Genomic DNA, 17357 nt, shown 5'->3' on the forward strand with positions numbered 1-17357 from the left:
TCCTTTAACATCTGTTTAGATAGATCTATGATAATCTAATCATAAAGCTATCAGCAATAGATATTTGATAGCGGTTTGTTGGCCGTTATCGAACTACCAGACAAGTAGACTTCTTTGATAGAGGCTACCGTCTCAGTTTTAGGATTCCAGCGGTGATGGCGGATGCATTCATGTCGAGGGTGTTCAGTGCTGTGATGGCGTTGTCATGAGTCTCGGTTGAACCAGTTGCCCTTGCCCATAGGGTCACTTCCTCGATTGCAGCAGCTAATGCGTGCTGGTTATGCAACAGCAGAGTCAGTACGTCAGCTGTGGCAATGTTGGCGTCTAGATTGTCTGACATGGGAATCGTCCTTGATGGTGGAATCAACATCGTACAGCCCAACTCCTGAGACTACACCTCTGCTGCGACTCCGCAGCCCCTCATGATGGATAGCTGCAAGCCTAAAGCGTTGACATTGCTGCCAAGGCGCTGGACTCACAGGACCGACAATTCAGGGTGAAAAGCGGTTGATCAGCGTAAAACTAAGGTTTTAGAGAGAGGAAGGCGACTTGCTTGGCATTCGGTGGTTACGGCCCTTATGGGATGGGGGCTACAGCGATATATTTGGCGCCAGCACTAGGTTGAACCAGTGACGAGCATAGGTTTTTCCTTGAGTTAATCCGCGTTATCTGTAGGTTTTCGTGAGAAGCATTCTGCGTAACAACTGGCGACCCGCCACCATGTACAATGCTCCCATAAAGGCCTGGTCAGACTTGGCCATTCAGAGCGATCAGACGAACGAGGTGACAATGGATTTCTCACAGCGAATGGGGCTAGCTCCAGCTACGAAGATAATTCAAGCTAACGGAATGGATTTGGAGCTTCGCATATCGTTATGGAATGTACTGACTGAAACATACTGGAGTATGTACGCTCCTGCGGATAAAGGATATAGGTTCGTAAGAGGCTCAAATTTCGATACATATGCGAAAGCCTTGTACTCCTTACATTACAAAAAGCCTGTCGACACAATAGATCTGCGATGGGATGCGTTTTTATTAGTAGTCCGCCAGAATTTTTTTGGCTGCACGTGGGACAGAGTTTATAGCTTTGTTGAGTTTACGGTAGAGCACGGACCACAATACAAAACCGAAAGAACTGATAGAGCTGCTAGGTTCATTAGACTTTGCAATCAAGTGTTGGATCGGGAGAACTCCGCATATCGGTTTGTTGCTGGGAAGATTACCGAAATCACTTCACCGGAAGAAATCAAAGAGATCGAAGATGCAATCACTAATGCGTCCACTTACGCTGGTGTCACTACACACTTACAAACTTCATTGGGCTTTCTGACGAATAGGGAGAATCCTGACTATCGGAACTCGATCAAAGAGAGCATCAGTGCTGTTGAGTCCTTAGCCAAACAACTGGTTGGCAGTTCTTCTGCTACTCTCGATGGGGCGCTGAAAATTTTGGAAAATAGCCACAAGTTGCATCCTGCACTTAAGAAGGCCTTTTCATCGCTGTACGGTTATACTAATGACTCCGACGGTATACGTCATGCATTGATGGATATCTCTGAACTGACTAAGGCTGATGCTCGATTCATGTTGATCTGTTGTTCAGCGTTCATCAACTTCACCATTGATAGTGTAGAAGGGTAGGGGCTTATTAATGATTGCACCGAAAGCGGTTAGCTTTCAATCGTGTACCGATTAACGAGTGTGCACATGCACTACCATGTTGCAGGAACTGTATTCGGATTGGCGGGAGAGAGATATAATGTTTCCTGCCTATGTCTTGAAGTGGATTGCACAGAAGGAACATTCTAAATTGCACAGAAGGAACATTCTAAATAGGATGTCACTTCAAAATGGAATCACCTTGATAGAGGTGATAGCCTTAGAGTTATCCTTCAGAGAGGCTGGGCGGATATATTGATGTATCAATCCGCCCATACACTTTAACTGTCGTTCCTTGGAGATAACACCCGTGACCTTCCGGTCTTGCACATAAACACAATCCAGCTTCGCTGTTGCTATTGATCTTGTTTGCAGTGCAAGACGGATGCGTAGCATCATGTAGTAACCTAAGCTGACGATAGTACGCCTCAAGCGAAAGCTTAGATTCAAATGCTGGGATGATATAAATATCAATTATCCCAGTACTACTTCAAGTTGTCGCCTCTCCACAAGGTTTCCAGTCGTGAAGTTCCTTCACCGTGCATTCACTCCCAAGGTACATCTAGTCAAAAGCAAGACTCCCTCGGAGAGGCAGTCCATCTCTCCGCTTCCGCAGAGAGATTGCTCTTATGATACATGCGGCCGAAACTGTACCCCCCCTATGCTGCCAGTGCGAATACTTCATTTCTCCACTTCCTGATAGTCTTCGGCTGCACGCGAGTCTCACGCTCAATTGCCTTAATCGGAGTTCCCTTCGCCAGTAGCGACAGCACCTCATATTTCTTTGAATGCTGTTGTCGTGACGTTTTGGCTACGACATCGCCAGTGAACGCACTACCTATTGCCTCTTCGGTCTCGTACTCTTCAGCACTCTTGTACTGCGTTAGGGTACGCAAGTCGTAATGTAACTTGGCCAACTCTTCGGCACTTGGCTTTAACAGTGCATCCTGATCTTTCCATGCACATGGCGTAGGATCAGAGTCGATGCCCTCCATCTCTCTGCAAAGCGACCGAGGCCGGCTAACCATCATCCATGGCATGATCAGCTCAATCGCCTTGACGTAACGCCGAGCATGTCTTGCACCCAGCCGCAGTAGTTCCATCACCGACTCAGTCGTAACATCGGGAAGACTTTCCAAGATCACAGTGAGATCTCGTACAGACAATGGCATGGATTTCCCGCCTACGCCTACAGGGCGATCATGCCAGTCTAACCGTGCAACCCCTTCTATAACGTCCGATGCAAAGGCAGGGTATCGACCCCAATATGTAGTGCATCCAATAAACCCAAAGAACGGGTTATTAATGGATTTGGGTTTCCGTCCTGTGGCTCTCTTTGGCTCTAGGTCAGTCTTGGCTTTAGTATTTGGCTTCGGGGCATTGTCGGCCAGCCAATTGTCAGCATTAGAGGCTATTCGTGCGTCCAGAGCATCGAGCTCTGCTGGGGATAACAGCCTGGGAGATCGAGCAAGACTAATAGTATCGGCAGTGCTTGAGGTCAAATTCAAAGTGAGTGCGTGCTGCATAGGTAATACTCCTGTTCAAGTTCATGTCATAGGCAATTCCTCTGGGGTAGCTGCCGGGTTAGTTTCTGTACTATCTTGCTGAGGGTGTGCTTTGCCCGATTTCGGTAATTGCACCCCCGCATTCATTGGCTGAAACCCATGTAAGAACTCCCGCCCTGTAGGGTAGCTAGGGGTAGGACTTTTTATATGGATTTTGGCCAACAAATAGTTGGGTTTAGCGGTGAGCCTGTAGTAATTCAAAAAACGCAGGGCTGACGGTAGCTAGTTCACCTGCGTCTACCAAGGTACCATTGCGGGACTTCAGCTTTAGCAGCTTATCGTACTTGGCCAGCATGGCATCGGACACTCGAATTGCTCGAAACTTCATAGAGTCTTTTAACTTGATGCTCGACGCAATCAGCTTTACGATCAAGTTAGATGCTTTATGTATGATGATATAGTTTGACACTCTTATAATCTCCTTGTTTGTTATGGGTTGGTTTTCACCTCTATTGTTGCGGCTCTGATATTGTTACTGCTTCACTACATCATGCCTGGGGATTGCTGGTTAAGCTGGTCCGCCGATCACTGATATAGAAGTCTAGCTGCAAGCAACCTGCGTGATCCTAGGCTGGTGAGCTGACTTCAAGGTGCTTAAGGCTATCGTCTAACAGATTGTATAAGGCTCGAACAATCGCATCTGATTGCTCTTGTGTGGCTTTCTCTGGGTGGGTCTTTAGGCTGATCATATGTTGGCGGATGAAGGCTTGCTCTTCTTTTATTTCGGAGATGGAAGGCCTGTCATCTGTATAGTGATAGTCCTGGTCGGAGATGAGCGCCAAAGGGCCGTTCCTGATGAGGATGTCGTTGGCAAAAGCTATGTTCGCCTTTAGCATGGTGATAGGCGATTAGTTCAGCGGTCTCGTTAAGTGCGGATGCTTTGATATGAGATTCTTGCATATGGTGTCTCCTTGTTTGATTGGGATATAGGCGTACCTCACAGGTAGTGCCAATTGGTTTTTTTTGGAGCAATAGCCAGCCAACAGCGTCCGCAGTAATGCAGGCGAGTTAGTTGGACACGACTATTGGTAACGAAATTACATTGATGCGGTGTGTGGTTGGGGGATCTGGACGCAGAGCTCGGAGTTGTTGTGTATTTAGTGAGCCAAAACTATGCTGGGTCGATTGGTGTATTCGTATGGTGATCCTGATGCAGGCAGTGTGAAGTAGGCACTGCGGTGAGCATCAAGTTGGTCTTGCTCGGCAAGGCGTGCAGTATGGCGAACTACAATTTTTAACATTTTCACGGGATCAGTTCCTTCAGCCTTGCAGTAAGGAATAATTACGGCATGGTAGAAGTTTTCCAGTGTGGCACGTACAGCCCGGATTTCTGTGATGGTTGTCATATAATATTGCTCCTTGGTTGTGTTAGTGTTGTAATAGGATTTGGTTCTAGCAGTGTGGCGGTGGTCATACGTTATTAAAGAGCAGTGTAGCCACTTTCCATTCGATGAGAAGCCTTGCAGCGATGTTTTGTTAACATCTGCATTTCCCTGTTGACTATTCGCACGGTGTTATAAATGCCTGAGCAACGCTCGGCAGTTGTGTTCGTTCAAATTCTGGATGTTGAGGCTCTAAGCTTTCGGCTGTCCTAGTACATGCGTTCCTTTCGGTGTACTCACTACCATTACCTTATTCCAATGCCGCTTCACTGTGGCAATACCAAGACCAAGCTCCGCAGCCACTTCAGACTGCGATCTCCCCTGATCCTTCAAAGTGAGAATCGATTTAGTTGTGCCTAGTGCTTCCGGTCTTCCTAGCTTCATGCCTTCTTTCTTGACACGAGCCAGCCCAGCCTGTGTACGCTCAATCAGCAAGTCACGCTCAAACTCAGCCACTGCCTCTAGCACTTGCATGGTCATCTTGCCTGCTGCTGATGTTAGGTCTGCACCGCCAAGGGCAAGGCAGTGAACCCGGATGCCATGCTCTGCCAGATCCTCAATGGTCTTGCGTACATCCATGGCGTTACGGCCTAGACCGTCAAGCTTGGTCACGATCAGTGCGTCAGACGATTCCATACGATGCAAGAGCTTCTGAAAACCGGGACGTTTCTTGGCTGCAACGCTACCTGAGATGATCTCCTCAACTACCTGGCTCGCCTGTACATCGAAGCCAGCAGCTTTCACTTCCAGCACTTGATTCTGGATGAGATCGGTGAGCTCGGTGGCGGTGAAGATTCGGCAGTAGATGAAGGTACGAGACATATCGTGTGATCCCTTGGTATCGCTTAACGTGGGATCACTTTATCCGAGGGCTCATAAACTGTCAATTGCTATTTAAGTGATACCAGTCAGGGCCTCGACGACCGGTCTCGCTTAACAACCGTTGTTGAGACCAATCTTGCGATCCCGGCGCCAATTGCGTCGGCGTTAGCCACTCATGTTTGAATGGAGGACTGCCGCCCTTGGTGCATCTTGGGTGGCAGTCCGTCTCCGTTGGTCAGTCGATGAGATGCAGCACGTCCCTAACGTTCAGATGTGAGTAACGTGCTACGGATCGCGTATCCCTGTGCCCTGAGACAATCATGATCTGGGCGTTGTTGAATCCCTTCTTCGCCACGTTGGTGATTCTGGTGTGCCTGAGCTGGTGCAGTCTGACACTACTATCCAAACCTGCCTTTACACGTGCCAGACGCACAGCCTGAGACACGGCATGGGGAGTGACCGTGAAGATCAGGTTGTTCGAGTGACGTTCCACAGTGGCCAGCAGTTGGGCGAGCTGAAGTATTTCCACTGCACGGTGGGTGAGGGGGACTGACCTAGTGCCGTTCTTTCCGTCGATCACATCGGCAATGCGGTCGTTGAGGTGCAGGCAGTCTTTCGTCAGCTTTAGGATTTCAGATCGCCGCATGGCGGTTTCGTATGCCAGTTCAACAATCAGTTTCATGGTGGGAGATAGTTTCGCCAGTAGCTGTTCAAGCTCACTTGCACGGATAACCTTGTCAGAAGATCGGTCAGGCTTTGGAAGGGCGATGTCACTGACAGGGTTGTGGATGTCGATCAGCAAGCCACGTTTGGCGAATCTGTAGAACCGTGACATGAATGCGAGCTGCGTCCTGCACGTGGATGGCTTCACCGTCTTCAATCGCATAATCTTGAAGTCGTTGATCATCTGCGGGGTGATGTCTTGGATGGGCTGAGTGAAGTGCCTGCTCAGATGCTCCACGATCTTCAGTGCGTGGTCATAGCTACCTTTCCCCTTGAGCATGGTTTCGCAGTACGTCATGCCCAACGTATAAATGGTGTGATGCTTGCGATCCATCGTCACGGCTTCGATCTGCTTCGCCCATGACTCTGCTTCAGCCTTGGTGCTGAAGGTTTTCGACTGTGGAGATTTACCTTTTACTCGTACCTGAGCGTTCCAGTTGCCGGACGGAAGGGAGCGAATATTGGCCATTGTTGACGCCTCATGATGTGAATGGGCGTTCTGTGAAAACCAAGAGCAGCAGGGCTTGCAGCTTGCTCAAGCAGACATTGACATGGTGGGGGTCGTTGGTTCGAGTCCAATCGCGCCTACCAAACAAAATCCGCTCTGCTGGGCGGTCTAGAAGGGCTCACCGAAAGGTGGGCCCTTTTTTGTTGCCTGCGATTTGCAAAAATTTTGCAAAATGGCAACTCGGCGCCCATCTCCCAATACTCGATCGTCTTTTCGTCATATTCCATCAACGCCTGAATGCATTCCTGCTCGAAACCCCCAGCCATCAACTGACTGGGCCAGCTCTACTCTCCATTCGTTCGATTTTCCCATCCGGCCCTGTCGCCAACTCCAGTGAACACGTTTCTGAACTAACACAGCCATAACCGTCTACATTGCAGGGGACATCCCCTTTCTGAGAGAACGGATATGTTTAGATCTCGCTCGTTGATTGCCGCTATGACGTGTCTTGCCTTGGCGTCCGGTTCAATGACTGCATTGGCCGACCCGGGAAACGGGAAGGGCCAGGGAAGCGGCAAGGGAAATCCACAAAACATCCAGGACCATGGGGACCCCAGCCATGGCAACAAAGGCAAAGGTTCAGGGGGTGACGATTGGAGTCACGGCCCCAGCGTCAACCACAGTAGCGTCCTTGGAATCGTGGGCGGTTATCGCGACTACTGGAGCCCCGGGCCCGCCTTGCCACCCGGCATTCAAAAAAATCTCGCCCGCGGAAAACCGCTACCGCCGGGGATTGCCAAAAAACTCGATGGTCGATTGCTTGGCAGGCTTCCGCACTACGATGGCTACGAGTGGCGGCAGGCTGGTACAGACTTGATATTGGTGGCGATCGCTACCGGAATCATCTACGAAGTTCTCAATGACGCGTTCGATTGACATGAAAGCCCAAAATTTTAATCGCGCCTTCGTAGCATAACGACCAGCAAAATCACGGGAAGCAATGTGCATTGTTCGATAACGGCACATTGCCTGCCCGTTGGTCGTCGGTCTCTGAACTGTTTGGGGTGGAGACGGTCAATTACTCCGTGCAACAACAACCTCACGGAACCCACCATGTTATTAAAAAACAAGAGTTTTGCAGCTGTCATGTCTTGCGTGATGATGCTTGCAGCCGCCCCATTATTGCCCGCTGACCTGTCCATCATGAGCTCCGCCTACGCGAAGGATGGTGGTGGTGGTGGTGGTGGTGGTGGTGGTGGTGGTAACGGCGGAGGCAATGGTGGAGGCAATGGCGGCGGTAACGGTGGTGGTCATGGTGGCAGCGGTGGCCACGGTGGTTCAGGTCATTCCGGCGGCGTCAGCAATGGCCACGGCAATGGCTTGAGCAGTGATCACGCAGGCAAAGCTGTTCGCGACCGTGGCGTCAGTGGCAACCACTACGGTAGCGATCGTAACAGTGATCGCGGCCATGGTTCAGTGACTTCGGGCATCGCGAATTCCCGGGATACACGAGGAGTAACGAAGGCCTCTGCCATTTCGGCCTCTACGCCGGGTGATCATAATGTGAAAGGATTAAGCAACGCTCGTACTTCGACTTCAAAAAGAATCGATTAAGTCCAAACTTTCTCAAAAAGCCGGGTATCCATCAGGAGCCCGGCTTTTTTGCGCCCGCGATTTACCAGTTGGGTCTGAAGTTGAAACACCCGGAATATTGGTCGCCCTGGCGGTGGTGATGTGCGGGTAATCAGCGGAGCCATGCACATGGGCAAATATCCTCCGATGGGCTACTACTGTAGGGCTGTTTCAACTTCGTCTGTAAGGAGTATGTCGATGCTGGCTCACTGGTTTCTGGCGGCGATCCACCTCTTGGCCTTTGCGCTGGGTTTCTGGGCAGTACTGACCCGCGGCACGGCCTTGCGTCGTCTGACTGCCGGTGTGGGGGAAGCTCGCAGTGTTTTGATTGCAGACAATCTGTGGGGGATATCTGCGGTCGTTCTGTTAATCACGGGAGGAGTGCGGGCCTTTGGTGGGTACGATAAAGGCACTGATTACTATCTCCACCAACCGCTGTTTCATCTCAAAATGACACTTTTCGTCTTCATTCTGTTGCTTGAAATTGCGCCGATGGTGGCGCTGATCAAATGGCGGATTGCGCTAGGGCGTGGGGCGGTTATCGATACCGGGCGCGCAACGCTGTTTGCCCGTATCAGTCATATCGAAGCGCTGCTGTTGGTGCTGATGGTCGTGGCCGCCACGGGAATGGCGCGTGGGGTAACGTTTGGTTAGCCGGGAAGGAGGAAGCTTTTTCTCGCAGTAATTTCGAAACATCTGATGAGATGGGGCGGTAGTATCGGCTCCACGTTGAGACTGTTTCGCAAAGAGAGGCTGGCGCAGAGCAAAGCGGTGCCTGAATCTTTAGCCAGCCGTTATTCGAGGCTGAATGGGCTGGCTACTGACCACCGCAGGATTCAGGGTGTTTGCGGCTTGTCTGGGGCGGTCAGGCCAGCCTGAATGCGTTGATAGATTTCTTCGCGATGCACCGCAACGTCTTTCGGGGCGTTGATGCCAATCCTGACTTGCTGGCCGCTAACGCCCAGAATGGTGATCGTAATATTGTCACCGATGTTTATGCTTTCACCGACTTTGCGGGTGAGTATCAGCATGATTTTCTCCTTGATTGCTTTGTAGGGCACCTGATTCGGACAGTGCAGAGGTCGGTATAGGTATAGATTAGTGCGAAGTCTCGCAGTTTGGGTGCCTCTTTCTGACGCGCAGATGCTGCATTAATTCCCAAGATGTAACTATACAGAGGCAGCAACCATCATTCTCGTTGTTTTGCGCCAATTTTGCGGCACTCGAGACGGATCCATGAGTGTTAAAATCGCGGCTTTCAGCATTCAGAGGGAAGCGTTGTGCGCAAAATGGCCTTGGTAATCGCATTATTGACGTTGGTCGGGTGCGATGAGGGTAAGGGGGTTGACGCTCAAAAGCCGCAACCGGCAGTCACTTCCGCACCCGCGGCGACAACCGGTCCACAATGGGACGTCGAGGTGCGCGGCGAAACCCCCCAGGCAGTCAGCGACCTGAGCGGCTGGTTGATTGAGCATAGCTTCGTTTCCAGCGTCATCAGGGAGAATGGAAAGGTTCGTATTCTGATCGGGCCGTTCAATTCGAAAACCGAGGCAGAAGCCAAGCAAGCTGAGGTGACGGCAGCGCTCACCCGGGCGAAAAAAAGGAACATCGAGTCACTGGTCGTTGAACACCCGACGGCTCAGTAATCGTCTGGGAGTCGCTCAATTTGATGGGCTACCGGCGCTACAAAAAAGTGGTGGTTAGAAACGAACAAAGGCCCGGGGTGTAATGCCCCAGGCCTTTGTTTTTTTAAGCAGCCGGTCAGCCGCAGGTTTTCATGTCTACCGGGCCGACAAACTCGTTGCCGCGCCCCATCACGCACGCTACGCTCTGATTGCGCTGACGTTCCCAGGCCTGTACTGGGTAGGTCTTGTTCCAGGCTTCATACAGTTGCCGATCCTGTTTTGACAGGCGCAAGCCGTACTGCTTGCTCATGTAGAAATACGTGCGGGCGATCATGCCGCGAATGGAAGGGCGGGGCATGACCTTCTTCGCCTTGAAGTCGACCTGTGTCAGGCACGAACCGTATTGACCGGTTTGCACCGGCAACCAGCCGAAGCTGAAGTTGCTGCGATCGCCATTCACCTCGCCGATGCTTGGCACCAGATTGTGCAGATCGGCCTCGGCTTTCTGATAGGTCGGGTCGTACCGCGTGCAGTTCTTGCGACCGCCTTGTTGCCAGCACTCGCGTTGATGGCCGATCTGCCAGGCCGGGACAATGTGCTCCCACTCGATGCGCGAGGCGCGCTTGGCGTTTTTGCGCGGCACATAACCGCAGGCGGCGAGGTTTACGCGGTTGCCGGTGTATTTGCAGCCGCAATAAAACTCGGTGGATTGCGGTGCGTACAACTTCCACGCGACTTTCTTGGCTTCGTTGAAGGTGCGTGGGGCGCCAGCCTGGGCGCCGAGGGTGATGAGCAGAAACAGTAAAGCAAACCAGCGGACACTCATCGACTCAATCTTCCTTCGGCACAACCCAGAAAATCTGCACACCGCCATCGTCGCGATGGGCGAGGGTGACGTTGTCGTTCTCATCGATTTCTTCGAGCAAGCGTTCCCACTCATCCACGGGTTCGTCCGGAAGACGGAAGATCAGTGCTGCTTTGGCTTTCTGTGCGGTGGGGGAATTGATGATTTTCTGAACGCGCATACCCAGGCGTTCGTAGGCGTCAGGAGAGGCAGAGGGAGTGGCCACGGAATTATCCTTATTAAGCTGTACGTGCATACAGTATTTAACTGTAGGCATTTTCGCAACTGCTTAAAATTCAAGAAAATCCTCTGACAGTAGTTTTTTCCGTTTGGTGTAGGACGATGGAGATTTTTTTATCAGAAAAGGTCGTGAACCACTCACCAAGGCTGGCGAGTGGTGACAACGGTGCCCGACCCGGAACGGGTCGGGCGAGGGCGGATCAGTATTCCCAGAACATCCGTTGCAGCTCTTTGCTGTCGTTGGTCTTGGTCAATGCAACCATGGCCAGGATGCGGGCTTTTTGCGGGTTCAGGTCGTGAGCCACAACCCAGTCGTACTTGTCGTCAGGCTGTTCGGCGTTACGCAGTACGAAACCACCGGCGTTGACGTGAGAAGAACGAATGATTTGTACGCCGTCCTTGCGCAAGGCTTGCAGGGAGGGAACCACGCGGGACGAGACCGAGCCATTGCCGGTGCCGGCATGGATGATGGCTTTGGCTCCCGACTGCACCAGGGCTTTGTAGGCGGTGTCGCTGACGTTGCCATAGGAGTAGGCGATTTCGACATCAGGCAGGCTCTTGATGGTTTTGATGTCGAATTCCGAGTCCATGGTGTGGCGCTTGGCCGGCAGACGGAACCAGTAGGATTTGCCTTCGACCACCATGCCCAGTGGACCCCAGGCACTTTTGAATGCCTCAGTCTTGATGTTGATCATTTTGCTGACGTCGCGACCCGATTGAATTTCATCGTTCATGGTCACCAGTACGCCTTTGCCGCGCGCATCTTTGCTGCTGGCCACGGCGACGGCGTTGTACAGGTTCAGCATGCCGTCGGCCGACATGGCGGTGCCAGGGCGCATGGAGCCGACGACGATGATCGGCTTGTTGGTTTTTTCCACCAGGTTGAGGAAGTAAGCGGTCTCTTCCAGCGTGTCGGTGCCGTGGGTGATGACAATGCCATCGACGTCATTGCTGTCGGCCAGCTCGGCCACGCGACGGCCCAGTTGCAGCAGGTTGTCGTTGGTGATGCTTTCGGATGCGATCTGCATGACCTGTTCGCCGCGAACATTGGCCAATTGGCTCAGTTCCGGAACCCCTGCGATCAATTGTTCGATGCCGACTTTCGCCGCTTGATAGGTGGCGCTGTTGGCAGCGCTCGCGCCCGCGCCAGCAATGGTGCCGCCGGTGGCCAGGATCACCACGTTCGCCAGTTTCTGTCGGGTTTCGACTTCTTTTGCCTGAAGGGCGGTCGGAAGGAGAAGCAGGAGGGCCAAGGCGCCCGGAATAAAAGTGTTGAAGGCAGATTTCATTATTGTTTTCTCTAGTAGTGAGACGGTGCGGATGCAGGTTCATCTAAAAGCGCCCCAGGCAGATCTGAACGCCGGGGGTGTAGAAGAAGAGCAGGATCTGTACCAGCCACACGTTGGAGAAGATGATCTTTTAACGTGATGATTTTTATAGCTATTATTTTGGAGGTCGGCGAAATTTTCGCACTCCATCGTCCGGGTTTCCGAACAGGTGTGGCTTTTACGTTCGGTTCTCCGACCTCTGGTGAAGAAGTCGCCTTGCAAAATCGAAAATCGGTGCTAAGGAACCCCCGCGCAGGTCGATGCTCTTTTAAGGGGGCTTTTTCAGGAGGCCTGATGAGAAGGAGTGGCCACAGAACAGGTCGTTGACAAATCCCGACAGGGTTCGCATAGTTCGGTCTACGCAAACGTTTGCGCGGTCTCCTTGATGGCTTGATCCGTGAGGGTCAGAGCCCAGTGCAAAGCGTTGCTCAGAATAATCATAAGATCGGAGTGAACCCATGAAGCTACCATTCGCTGGACGTCTTCTCGCTGTCGCTATGCTGGCTGCCGCATCCGCCGCTTTGCCTATCTCTTCGGCTTTCGCCGACACTGAAAAACCTAAAGTCGCCCTGGTCATGAAATCCCTGGCCAATGAATTCTTCCTAACCATGGAAGACGGCGCCAAGGCCTACCAGAAAGACCATTCCGGCGATTTCGACCTGATCTCCAATGGCATCAAGGACGAAACGGACACAGCCGGCCAGACGCGTATCGTTGAGCAGATGATTCTGGCCAAGGTCAATGCGCTGGTCATCGCGCCAGCTGACTCCAAGGCTATGGTTCCGGTCATCAAAAAAGCGGTCGATGCCGGTATTACCGTGATCAACATCGACAACCAACTCGATCCGGCCGTCGTCAAAAGCAAAAACATCACGGTTCCGTTCGTAGGCCCGGATAACCGCAAAGGCGCGCGTCTGGTGGGTGAATACCTGGCCAAACAACTGAAGGCCGGTGATGAAGTTGGCATCATCGAAGGCGTGTCCACCACCACCAACGCCCAGCAGCGCACGGCGGGCTTCAAGGATGCGATGGAAGCGGCGCAGATCAAAGTCGTGTCCCTGCAGTCCGGCGATTGGGAAATCGACAAGGGCGGCAAGGTGGCCTCGTCGATGCTCAGCGAATACCCGAACATCAAGGCCCTATTGGCCGGCAACGACAGTATGGCGGTCGGCGCAGTATCTGCCGTGCGCGCGGCGGGCAAGGCCGGCAAGGTGCAAGTGGTCGGTTACGACAACATCAATGCCATCAAGCCAATGCTCAAGGATGGTCGCGTCCTGGCCACCGCTGACCAGTTTGCTGCCCGGCAAGCGGTGTTCGGCATCGAGACCGCGCTGAATATCATCAACGGCAAGAAAGTCGATAGCGGCGTCAACGGCGTCATCGAAACTCCGGTAGAGCTGGTTACCCGGTAGTCCTTCTGGCGACACAACAGTGCTCGCCTCTTGGGGCGAGCACATGGAGAGTTTTTATGTCCGTTTGCGCCCCGAACGCTGTCCTCTCGGTCAGCGGTATCGGTAAGACCTACGCCCAACCCGTCCTGACCGGTATCGACCTGACGCTGATGCGCGGCGAAGTGCTGGCGTTGACCGGTGAGAACGGCGCCGGCAAAAGCACCTTGTCGAAGATCATTGGTGGGCTGGTCACGCCGACCACCGGCCAGATGCAATTCCAGGGGCAGGATTACCGTCCCGGCAGCCGGAGCCAGGCCGAAGAGCTGGGCATCCGCATGGTCATGCAAGAGCTCAATCTATTGCCGACGTTGTCGGTGGCAGAAAATCTGTTTCTCGACAACCTGCCCAGCCACGGCGGCTGGATCAGCCGCAAGCAACTGCGCAAGGCGGCGATCGAGGCCATGGCCCAGGTCGGCCTCGACGCTATTGATCCAGATACGTTGGTTGGCGAACTGGGTATCGGCCATCAGCAGATGGTGGAGATCGCCCGCAACCTGATCGGCGATTGCCACGTGCTGATCCTCGACGAGCCGACGGCGATGCTGACAGCTCGTGAAGTCGAAATGCTGTTCGAGCAGATCACTCGCCTGCAAGCCCGAGGCGTGTCGATCATCTACATTTCCCACCGCCTTGAAGAACTGGCGCGGGTGGCTCAGCGTATCGCGGTATTGCGCGACGGCAACCTGGTCTGTGTCGAGCCGATGGCCAATTACAACAGCGAGCAACTGGTCACCCTGATGGTCGGCCGTGAATTGGGCGAGCACATCGACATGGGGCCGCGCAAGATTGGTGCGCCGGCCTTGACGGTCAAAGGGCTAACCCGTTCCGACAAAGTCCGCGATGTGTCCTTCGAAGTGCGCGCTGGCGAAATTTTCGGAATTTCCGGTTTGATCGGCGCGGGGCGCACCGAGTTGCTGCGCCTGATCTTCGGCGCCGATACAGCCGACAGCGGCACCGTCGCGCTGGGGGCGTCGGCTCAGGTGGTGAGTATTCGTTCGCCGGCCGACGCGGTTGGTCACGGCATCGCCCTGATCACTGAAGACCGAAAGGGCGAAGGCCTGCTGCTGACGCAATCGATCAGCGCCAACATTGCCTTGGGCAATATGCCGGTGATTTCCAGCGGTGGCTTCGTCAATAACGGTGACGAGATGTCTCTGGCCCAGCGTCAGATCAACGCCATGCGCATTCGCAGTTCCAGTCCGGCGCAATTGGTCTCGGAACTGTCCGGCGGCAATCAGCAGAAAGTCGTGATCGGCCGCTGGCTCGAGCGCGACTGCACGGTGATGCTGTTCGACGAGCCGACCCGTGGCATCGACGTCGGCGCCAAGTTCGATATCTACGCATTGCTCGGTGAGTTGACCCGTCAGGGCAAAGCGCTGGTGGTGGTGTCCAGCGACCTGCGCGAACTGATGCTGATCTGTGATCGCATCGGTGTGCTATCGGCAGGGCGTCTGATCGACACTTTCGAGCGTGACAGCTGGACCCAGGATGATTTGCTTGCCGCCGCTTTCGCCGGCTACCAAAAACGTGATGCGTTGCTCAATGAAGCAGCGCCTAGGGATCTTCCATGAATACTGCATCTTTGGCCGGCAAACGTAGTGGCAATTTTTACGGCCTCGGCACTTATCTGGGCCTGGCCGGTGCCTTGTTGGCGATGGTCGCGCTGTTCTCGATCCTGAGCAGCCATTTCCTGTCTTACGACACCTTCAGCACACTGGCCAACCAGATTCCCGATTTGATGGTGCTGGCGGTCGGCATGACCTTCGTATTGATCATCGGCGGTATCGATTTGTCGGTGGGTTCGGTGCTGGCGCTCGCGGCCTCGGCGGTCAGCGTGGCGATTCTCGGTTGGGGCTGGAGCGTCTTGCCTGCGGCCTTGCTCGGCATGGCGGTAGCGGCATTGGCCGGGACTATCACTGGCTCGATCACCGTGGCGTGGCGGATTCCGTCGTTCATCGTGTCCCTCGGCGTGCTGGAAATGGCGCGGGGCCTGGCGTACCAGATGACCGGTTCGCGCACCGCCTACATAGGTGATGCCTTCGCCTGGCTGTCCAACCCCATCGCGTTCGGCATCTCGCCGTCATTCATCATCGCCTTGCTGATTATCTTCATTGCCCAGGCTGTGCTGACGCGTACGGTGTTCGGTCGTTACCTGATCGGCATCGGCACCAACGAAGAGGCGGTGCGTCTGGCGGGGATCAATCCCAAACCCTACAAGATTCTGGTGTTCAGTCTGATGGGGCTGTTGGCCGGTATCGCTGCGTTGTTTCAAATTTCTCGCCTGGAAGCGGCGGACCCGAATGCCGGCTCCGGCCTGGAGCTGCAGGTGATCGCCGCGGTCGTGATCGGCGGCACCAGCCTGATGGGTGGGCGCGGTTCGGTCATCAGTACGTTCTTCGGCGTCCTGATCATCTCAGTACTGGCGGCCGGTCTGGCGCAGATCGGCGCGACCGAACCAACCAAGCGCATCATCACCGGTGCGGTGATCGTGGTGGCGGTGGTGCTTGATACTTATCGCAGTCAGCGCGCAAGCCGGCGGACCTGAGTCATGGCAACAATCAAGGATGTAGCGGCACTCGCGGGCATTTCCTACACCACGGTTTCCCACGTGGTGAACAAGACGCGGCCGGTCAGTGACGAAGTGCGGATCAAGGTCGAAGCTGCGATCAAAAGCCTCGACTACGTGCCCAGTGCCGTGGCTCGGTCGTTGAAAGCGAAAACCACCGCGACCATCGGCCTGCTGGTGCCTAACAGCCTCAACCCGTACTTCGCCGAGTTAGCCCGTGGCATCGAGGATTACTGCGAGCGCAACGGCTATTGCGTCATCCTCTGCAACTCCGACGACAATCCGGACAAACAGCGCAGCTACCTTCGCGTGTTGCTGGAAAAGCGCATTGACGGCTTGATCGTTGCCTCGGCTGGTGGTGACAGTGGCCTGGCCGAAGGTCTGGCGGGTGTGCGTACGCCAATGGTGATCGTCGACCGAGGGCTCGAAGGCGTTAATGCGGATCTGGTGCGCATCGATCACGAATATGGGGCCTATCTGGCGACCCGGCACCTGTTGGATCTGGGGCATCGGGACATCGCCACGATTGGTGGGCCGGCAAGCACAAGCGTGGCGCAGATGCGTCTGGCCGGTTATTGCCGCGCCTTGAAGGAGGCGGGTGTCGAAGTGCCGCGCGAGCGCATGCTGGAAAGCGACTTCACCAGCACCGGCGGTTACAACGCCGCCGCGATCCTGCTGGTGAAGAACCCGCCCAGCGCGATCTTCGCCGGTAACGACATGATTGGTATCGGTGTGTTGCGTGCCGCCGCCGAGCGCAATATTCGTGTGCCCACCGAGCTGTCGGTGATCGGCTTCGACGATATCCAGATGAGCCGTTACGTCTATCCGGCACTGACCACCGTGGGGCAGTCGATCCTGCAGCTTGGCGAGATGGCGGCCGAAGTGCTGTTGCGCCGGATTGCCACACCGGATCTGGCGACCGATCAGCGCATCGTGACACCCAGTATTGTCCTGCGCGAATCGACTGCGCCGCTGGCCGGTGTGTTCGCCCACTTCCGTTGAAAACAGACAATCGCTAAACAAAAAGCACTGCTGAAACCGAAAGCACCGCAGAAACAGAATTGACGAG

General features: G+C 54.0%; 19 protein-coding genes. 9 read left to right on the forward strand and 10 right to left on the reverse strand.

What is annotated here, in order from left to right:
• Positions 1–124 precede the first annotated feature (124 nt).
• Positions 125–340: a hypothetical protein gene (locus CKW20_RS06340; RefSeq protein ID WP_095052146.1), complete on the reverse strand. Its 216-nt coding sequence runs from the start codon at positions 338–340 to the stop codon at positions 125–127.
• A 449-nt stretch (positions 341–789) separates the two neighbouring features.
• Here CKW20_RS06340 and CKW20_RS06345 point away from each other — a divergent pair, with 449 nt between their 5' ends.
• Positions 790–1644: an AbiJ-NTD4 domain-containing protein gene (locus CKW20_RS06345; RefSeq protein ID WP_141228915.1), complete on the forward strand. Its 855-nt coding sequence runs from the start codon at positions 790–792 to the stop codon at positions 1642–1644.
• Between the two features lie 677 nt (positions 1645–2321).
• Here CKW20_RS06345 and CKW20_RS06355 read toward each other — a convergent pair.
• From CKW20_RS06355 to CKW20_RS06375, 5 genes are all read right to left on the reverse strand, one after another.
• The gene (locus CKW20_RS06355; RefSeq protein WP_095052149.1) at positions 2322–3188 is read right to left on the reverse strand and encodes a hypothetical protein; all 867 of its coding nucleotides are present in this window, start codon (positions 3186–3188) and stop codon (positions 2322–2324) included.
• Between the two features lie 214 nt (positions 3189–3402).
• The gene (locus tag CKW20_RS06360; RefSeq protein WP_095052150.1) at positions 3403–3636 is read right to left on the reverse strand and encodes a hypothetical protein; all 234 of its coding nucleotides are present in this window, start codon (positions 3634–3636) and stop codon (positions 3403–3405) included.
• 688 nt (positions 3637–4324) lie between these two features.
• Complete coding sequence (locus tag CKW20_RS28945) at positions 4325–4573, reverse strand: hypothetical protein (RefSeq protein WP_141228916.1); 249 nt, start codon at positions 4571–4573, stop codon at positions 4325–4327.
• Between the two features lie 228 nt (positions 4574–4801).
• Positions 4802–5431: a recombinase family protein gene (locus tag CKW20_RS06370; RefSeq protein ID WP_095052152.1), complete on the reverse strand. Its 630-nt coding sequence runs from the start codon at positions 5429–5431 to the stop codon at positions 4802–4804.
• Between the two features lie 235 nt (positions 5432–5666).
• Entirely contained in the window at positions 5667–6623 is a 957-nt protein-coding gene (locus CKW20_RS06375; protein WP_095052153.1) for a site-specific integrase, read from the reverse strand.
• Between the two features lie 447 nt (positions 6624–7070).
• On the opposite strand from CKW20_RS06375, the gene CKW20_RS06385 reads away from it, so the two are divergent.
• The 3 genes from CKW20_RS06385 to CKW20_RS06400 all read left to right on the forward strand — a co-directional run bounded on the left by CKW20_RS06385 (position 7071) and on the right by CKW20_RS06400 (position 8888).
• Entirely contained in the window at positions 7071–7538 is a 468-nt protein-coding gene (locus CKW20_RS06385) for an anti-virulence regulator CigR family protein (RefSeq protein ID WP_095052155.1), read from the forward strand.
• Positions 7539–7715: 177 nt separating this feature from the next.
• Complete coding sequence (locus CKW20_RS29795; RefSeq protein WP_256584993.1) at positions 7716–8216, forward strand: hypothetical protein; 501 nt, start codon at positions 7716–7718, stop codon at positions 8214–8216.
• Between the two features lie 216 nt (positions 8217–8432).
• Positions 8433–8888 carry a DUF2214 family protein gene (locus tag CKW20_RS06400; RefSeq protein ID WP_095052157.1) on the forward strand — a complete coding sequence of 152 codons (456 nt, stop codon included), beginning with the start codon at positions 8433–8435 and terminating at the stop codon, positions 8886–8888.
• Between the two features lie 182 nt (positions 8889–9070).
• Here CKW20_RS06400 and csrA read toward each other — a convergent pair whose 3' ends face one another.
• Positions 9071–9265, reverse strand: a complete 195-nt coding sequence (gene csrA / locus CKW20_RS06405; protein WP_007905913.1) for a carbon storage regulator CsrA — start codon at positions 9263–9265, stop codon at positions 9071–9073.
• A gap of 249 nt (positions 9266–9514) precedes the next feature.
• On the opposite strand from csrA, the gene CKW20_RS06410 reads away from it, so the two are divergent.
• Complete coding sequence (locus CKW20_RS06410) at positions 9515–9880, forward strand: penicillin-binding protein activator LpoB (protein WP_095052158.1); 366 nt, start codon at positions 9515–9517, stop codon at positions 9878–9880.
• 115 nt (positions 9881–9995) lie between these two features.
• Here CKW20_RS06410 and CKW20_RS06415 read toward each other — a convergent pair whose 3' ends face one another.
• From CKW20_RS06415 to CKW20_RS06425, 3 genes are all read right to left on the reverse strand, one after another.
• Positions 9996–10685, reverse strand: a complete 690-nt coding sequence (locus tag CKW20_RS06415) for an endonuclease (RefSeq protein WP_095052159.1) — start codon at positions 10683–10685, stop codon at positions 9996–9998.
• A 4-nt stretch (positions 10686–10689) separates the two neighbouring features.
• The gene (locus CKW20_RS06420; RefSeq protein ID WP_095052160.1) at positions 10690–10980 is read right to left on the reverse strand and encodes a DUF1654 domain-containing protein; all 291 of its coding nucleotides are present in this window, start codon (positions 10978–10980) and stop codon (positions 10690–10692) included.
• A gap of 163 nt (positions 10981–11143) precedes the next feature.
• Positions 11144–12232 carry an asparaginase gene (locus CKW20_RS06425; RefSeq protein ID WP_095052161.1) on the reverse strand — a complete coding sequence of 363 codons (1089 nt, stop codon included), beginning with the start codon at positions 12230–12232 and terminating at the stop codon, positions 11144–11146.
• A gap of 497 nt (positions 12233–12729) precedes the next feature.
• On the opposite strand from CKW20_RS06425, the gene CKW20_RS06430 reads away from it, so the two are divergent.
• Genes CKW20_RS06430 through CKW20_RS06445 form a run of 4 tightly spaced genes read left to right on the forward strand, consistent with a single transcriptional unit; the run spans position 12730 to position 17290 of the window.
• A complete protein-coding gene (locus CKW20_RS06430; RefSeq protein WP_095052162.1) occupies positions 12730–13683 on the forward strand; it encodes a sugar ABC transporter substrate-binding protein in 954 nt (317 codons plus the stop codon).
• 56 nt (positions 13684–13739) lie between these two features.
• Positions 13740–15293, forward strand: a complete 1554-nt coding sequence (locus CKW20_RS06435; protein ID WP_095052163.1) for a sugar ABC transporter ATP-binding protein — start codon at positions 13740–13742, stop codon at positions 15291–15293.
• On the forward strand, positions 15290–16267 hold the full coding sequence (locus tag CKW20_RS06440) for an ABC transporter permease (protein ID WP_095052164.1): 978 nt from the start codon (positions 15290–15292) through the stop codon (positions 16265–16267). Before CKW20_RS06435 ends, CKW20_RS06440 begins: the two co-directional genes overlap by 4 nt.
• Before the next feature lie 3 nt (positions 16268–16270).
• Complete coding sequence (locus CKW20_RS06445; protein ID WP_095052165.1) at positions 16271–17290, forward strand: LacI family DNA-binding transcriptional regulator; 1020 nt, start codon at positions 16271–16273, stop codon at positions 17288–17290.
• Positions 17291–17357 lie beyond the last annotated feature (67 nt).

The organism is Pseudomonas sp. Irchel s3b2 (assembly GCF_900187445.1).
GTDB lineage: Bacteria > Pseudomonadota > Gammaproteobacteria > Pseudomonadales > Pseudomonadaceae > Aquipseudomonas.

Bases quoted from the DNA above. Each gene is read 5' to 3' on its own strand.
- CKW20_RS06385 (WP_095052155.1), top strand. From the start codon at position 7,071: ATGTTTAGATCTCGCTCGTTGATTGCCGCTATGACGTGTCTTGCCTTG.
- CKW20_RS06355 (WP_095052149.1), bottom strand. From the start codon at position 3,188: ATGCAGCACGCACTCACTTTGAATTTGACCTCAAGCACTGCCGATACT.
- CKW20_RS06435 (WP_095052163.1), top strand. From the start codon at position 13,740: ATGTCCGTTTGCGCCCCGAACGCTGTCCTCTCGGTCAGCGGTATCGGT.
- CKW20_RS06340 (WP_095052146.1), bottom strand. From the start codon at position 340: ATGTCAGACAATCTAGACGCCAACATTGCCACAGCTGACGTACTGACT.
- CKW20_RS06420 (WP_095052160.1), bottom strand. From the start codon at position 10,980: ATGCCTACAGTTAAATACTGTATGCACGTACAGCTTAATAAGGATAAT.
- CKW20_RS06370 (WP_095052152.1), bottom strand. From the start codon at position 5,431: ATGTCTCGTACCTTCATCTACTGCCGAATCTTCACCGCCACCGAGCTC.
- csrA (WP_007905913.1), bottom strand. From the start codon at position 9,265: ATGCTGATACTCACCCGCAAAGTCGGTGAAAGCATAAACATCGGTGAC.
- CKW20_RS06375 (WP_095052153.1), bottom strand. From the start codon at position 6,623: ATGGCCAATATTCGCTCCCTTCCGTCCGGCAACTGGAACGCTCAGGTA.
- CKW20_RS06415 (WP_095052159.1), bottom strand. From the start codon at position 10,685: ATGAGTGTCCGCTGGTTTGCTTTACTGTTTCTGCTCATCACCCTCGGC.
- CKW20_RS06345 (WP_141228915.1), top strand. From the start codon at position 790: ATGGATTTCTCACAGCGAATGGGGCTAGCTCCAGCTACGAAGATAATT.
- CKW20_RS06425 (WP_095052161.1), bottom strand. From the start codon at position 12,232: ATGAAATCTGCCTTCAACACTTTTATTCCGGGCGCCTTGGCCCTCCTG.
- CKW20_RS29795 (WP_256584993.1), top strand. From the start codon at position 7,716: ATGTTATTAAAAAACAAGAGTTTTGCAGCTGTCATGTCTTGCGTGATG.
- CKW20_RS06400 (WP_095052157.1), top strand. From the start codon at position 8,433: ATGCTGGCTCACTGGTTTCTGGCGGCGATCCACCTCTTGGCCTTTGCG.
- CKW20_RS06440 (WP_095052164.1), top strand. From the start codon at position 15,290: ATGAATACTGCATCTTTGGCCGGCAAACGTAGTGGCAATTTTTACGGC.
- CKW20_RS06430 (WP_095052162.1), top strand. From the start codon at position 12,730: ATGAAGCTACCATTCGCTGGACGTCTTCTCGCTGTCGCTATGCTGGCT.
- CKW20_RS06445 (WP_095052165.1), top strand. From the start codon at position 16,271: ATGGCAACAATCAAGGATGTAGCGGCACTCGCGGGCATTTCCTACACC.
- CKW20_RS28945 (WP_141228916.1), bottom strand. From the start codon at position 4,573: ATGACAACCATCACAGAAATCCGGGCTGTACGTGCCACACTGGAAAAC.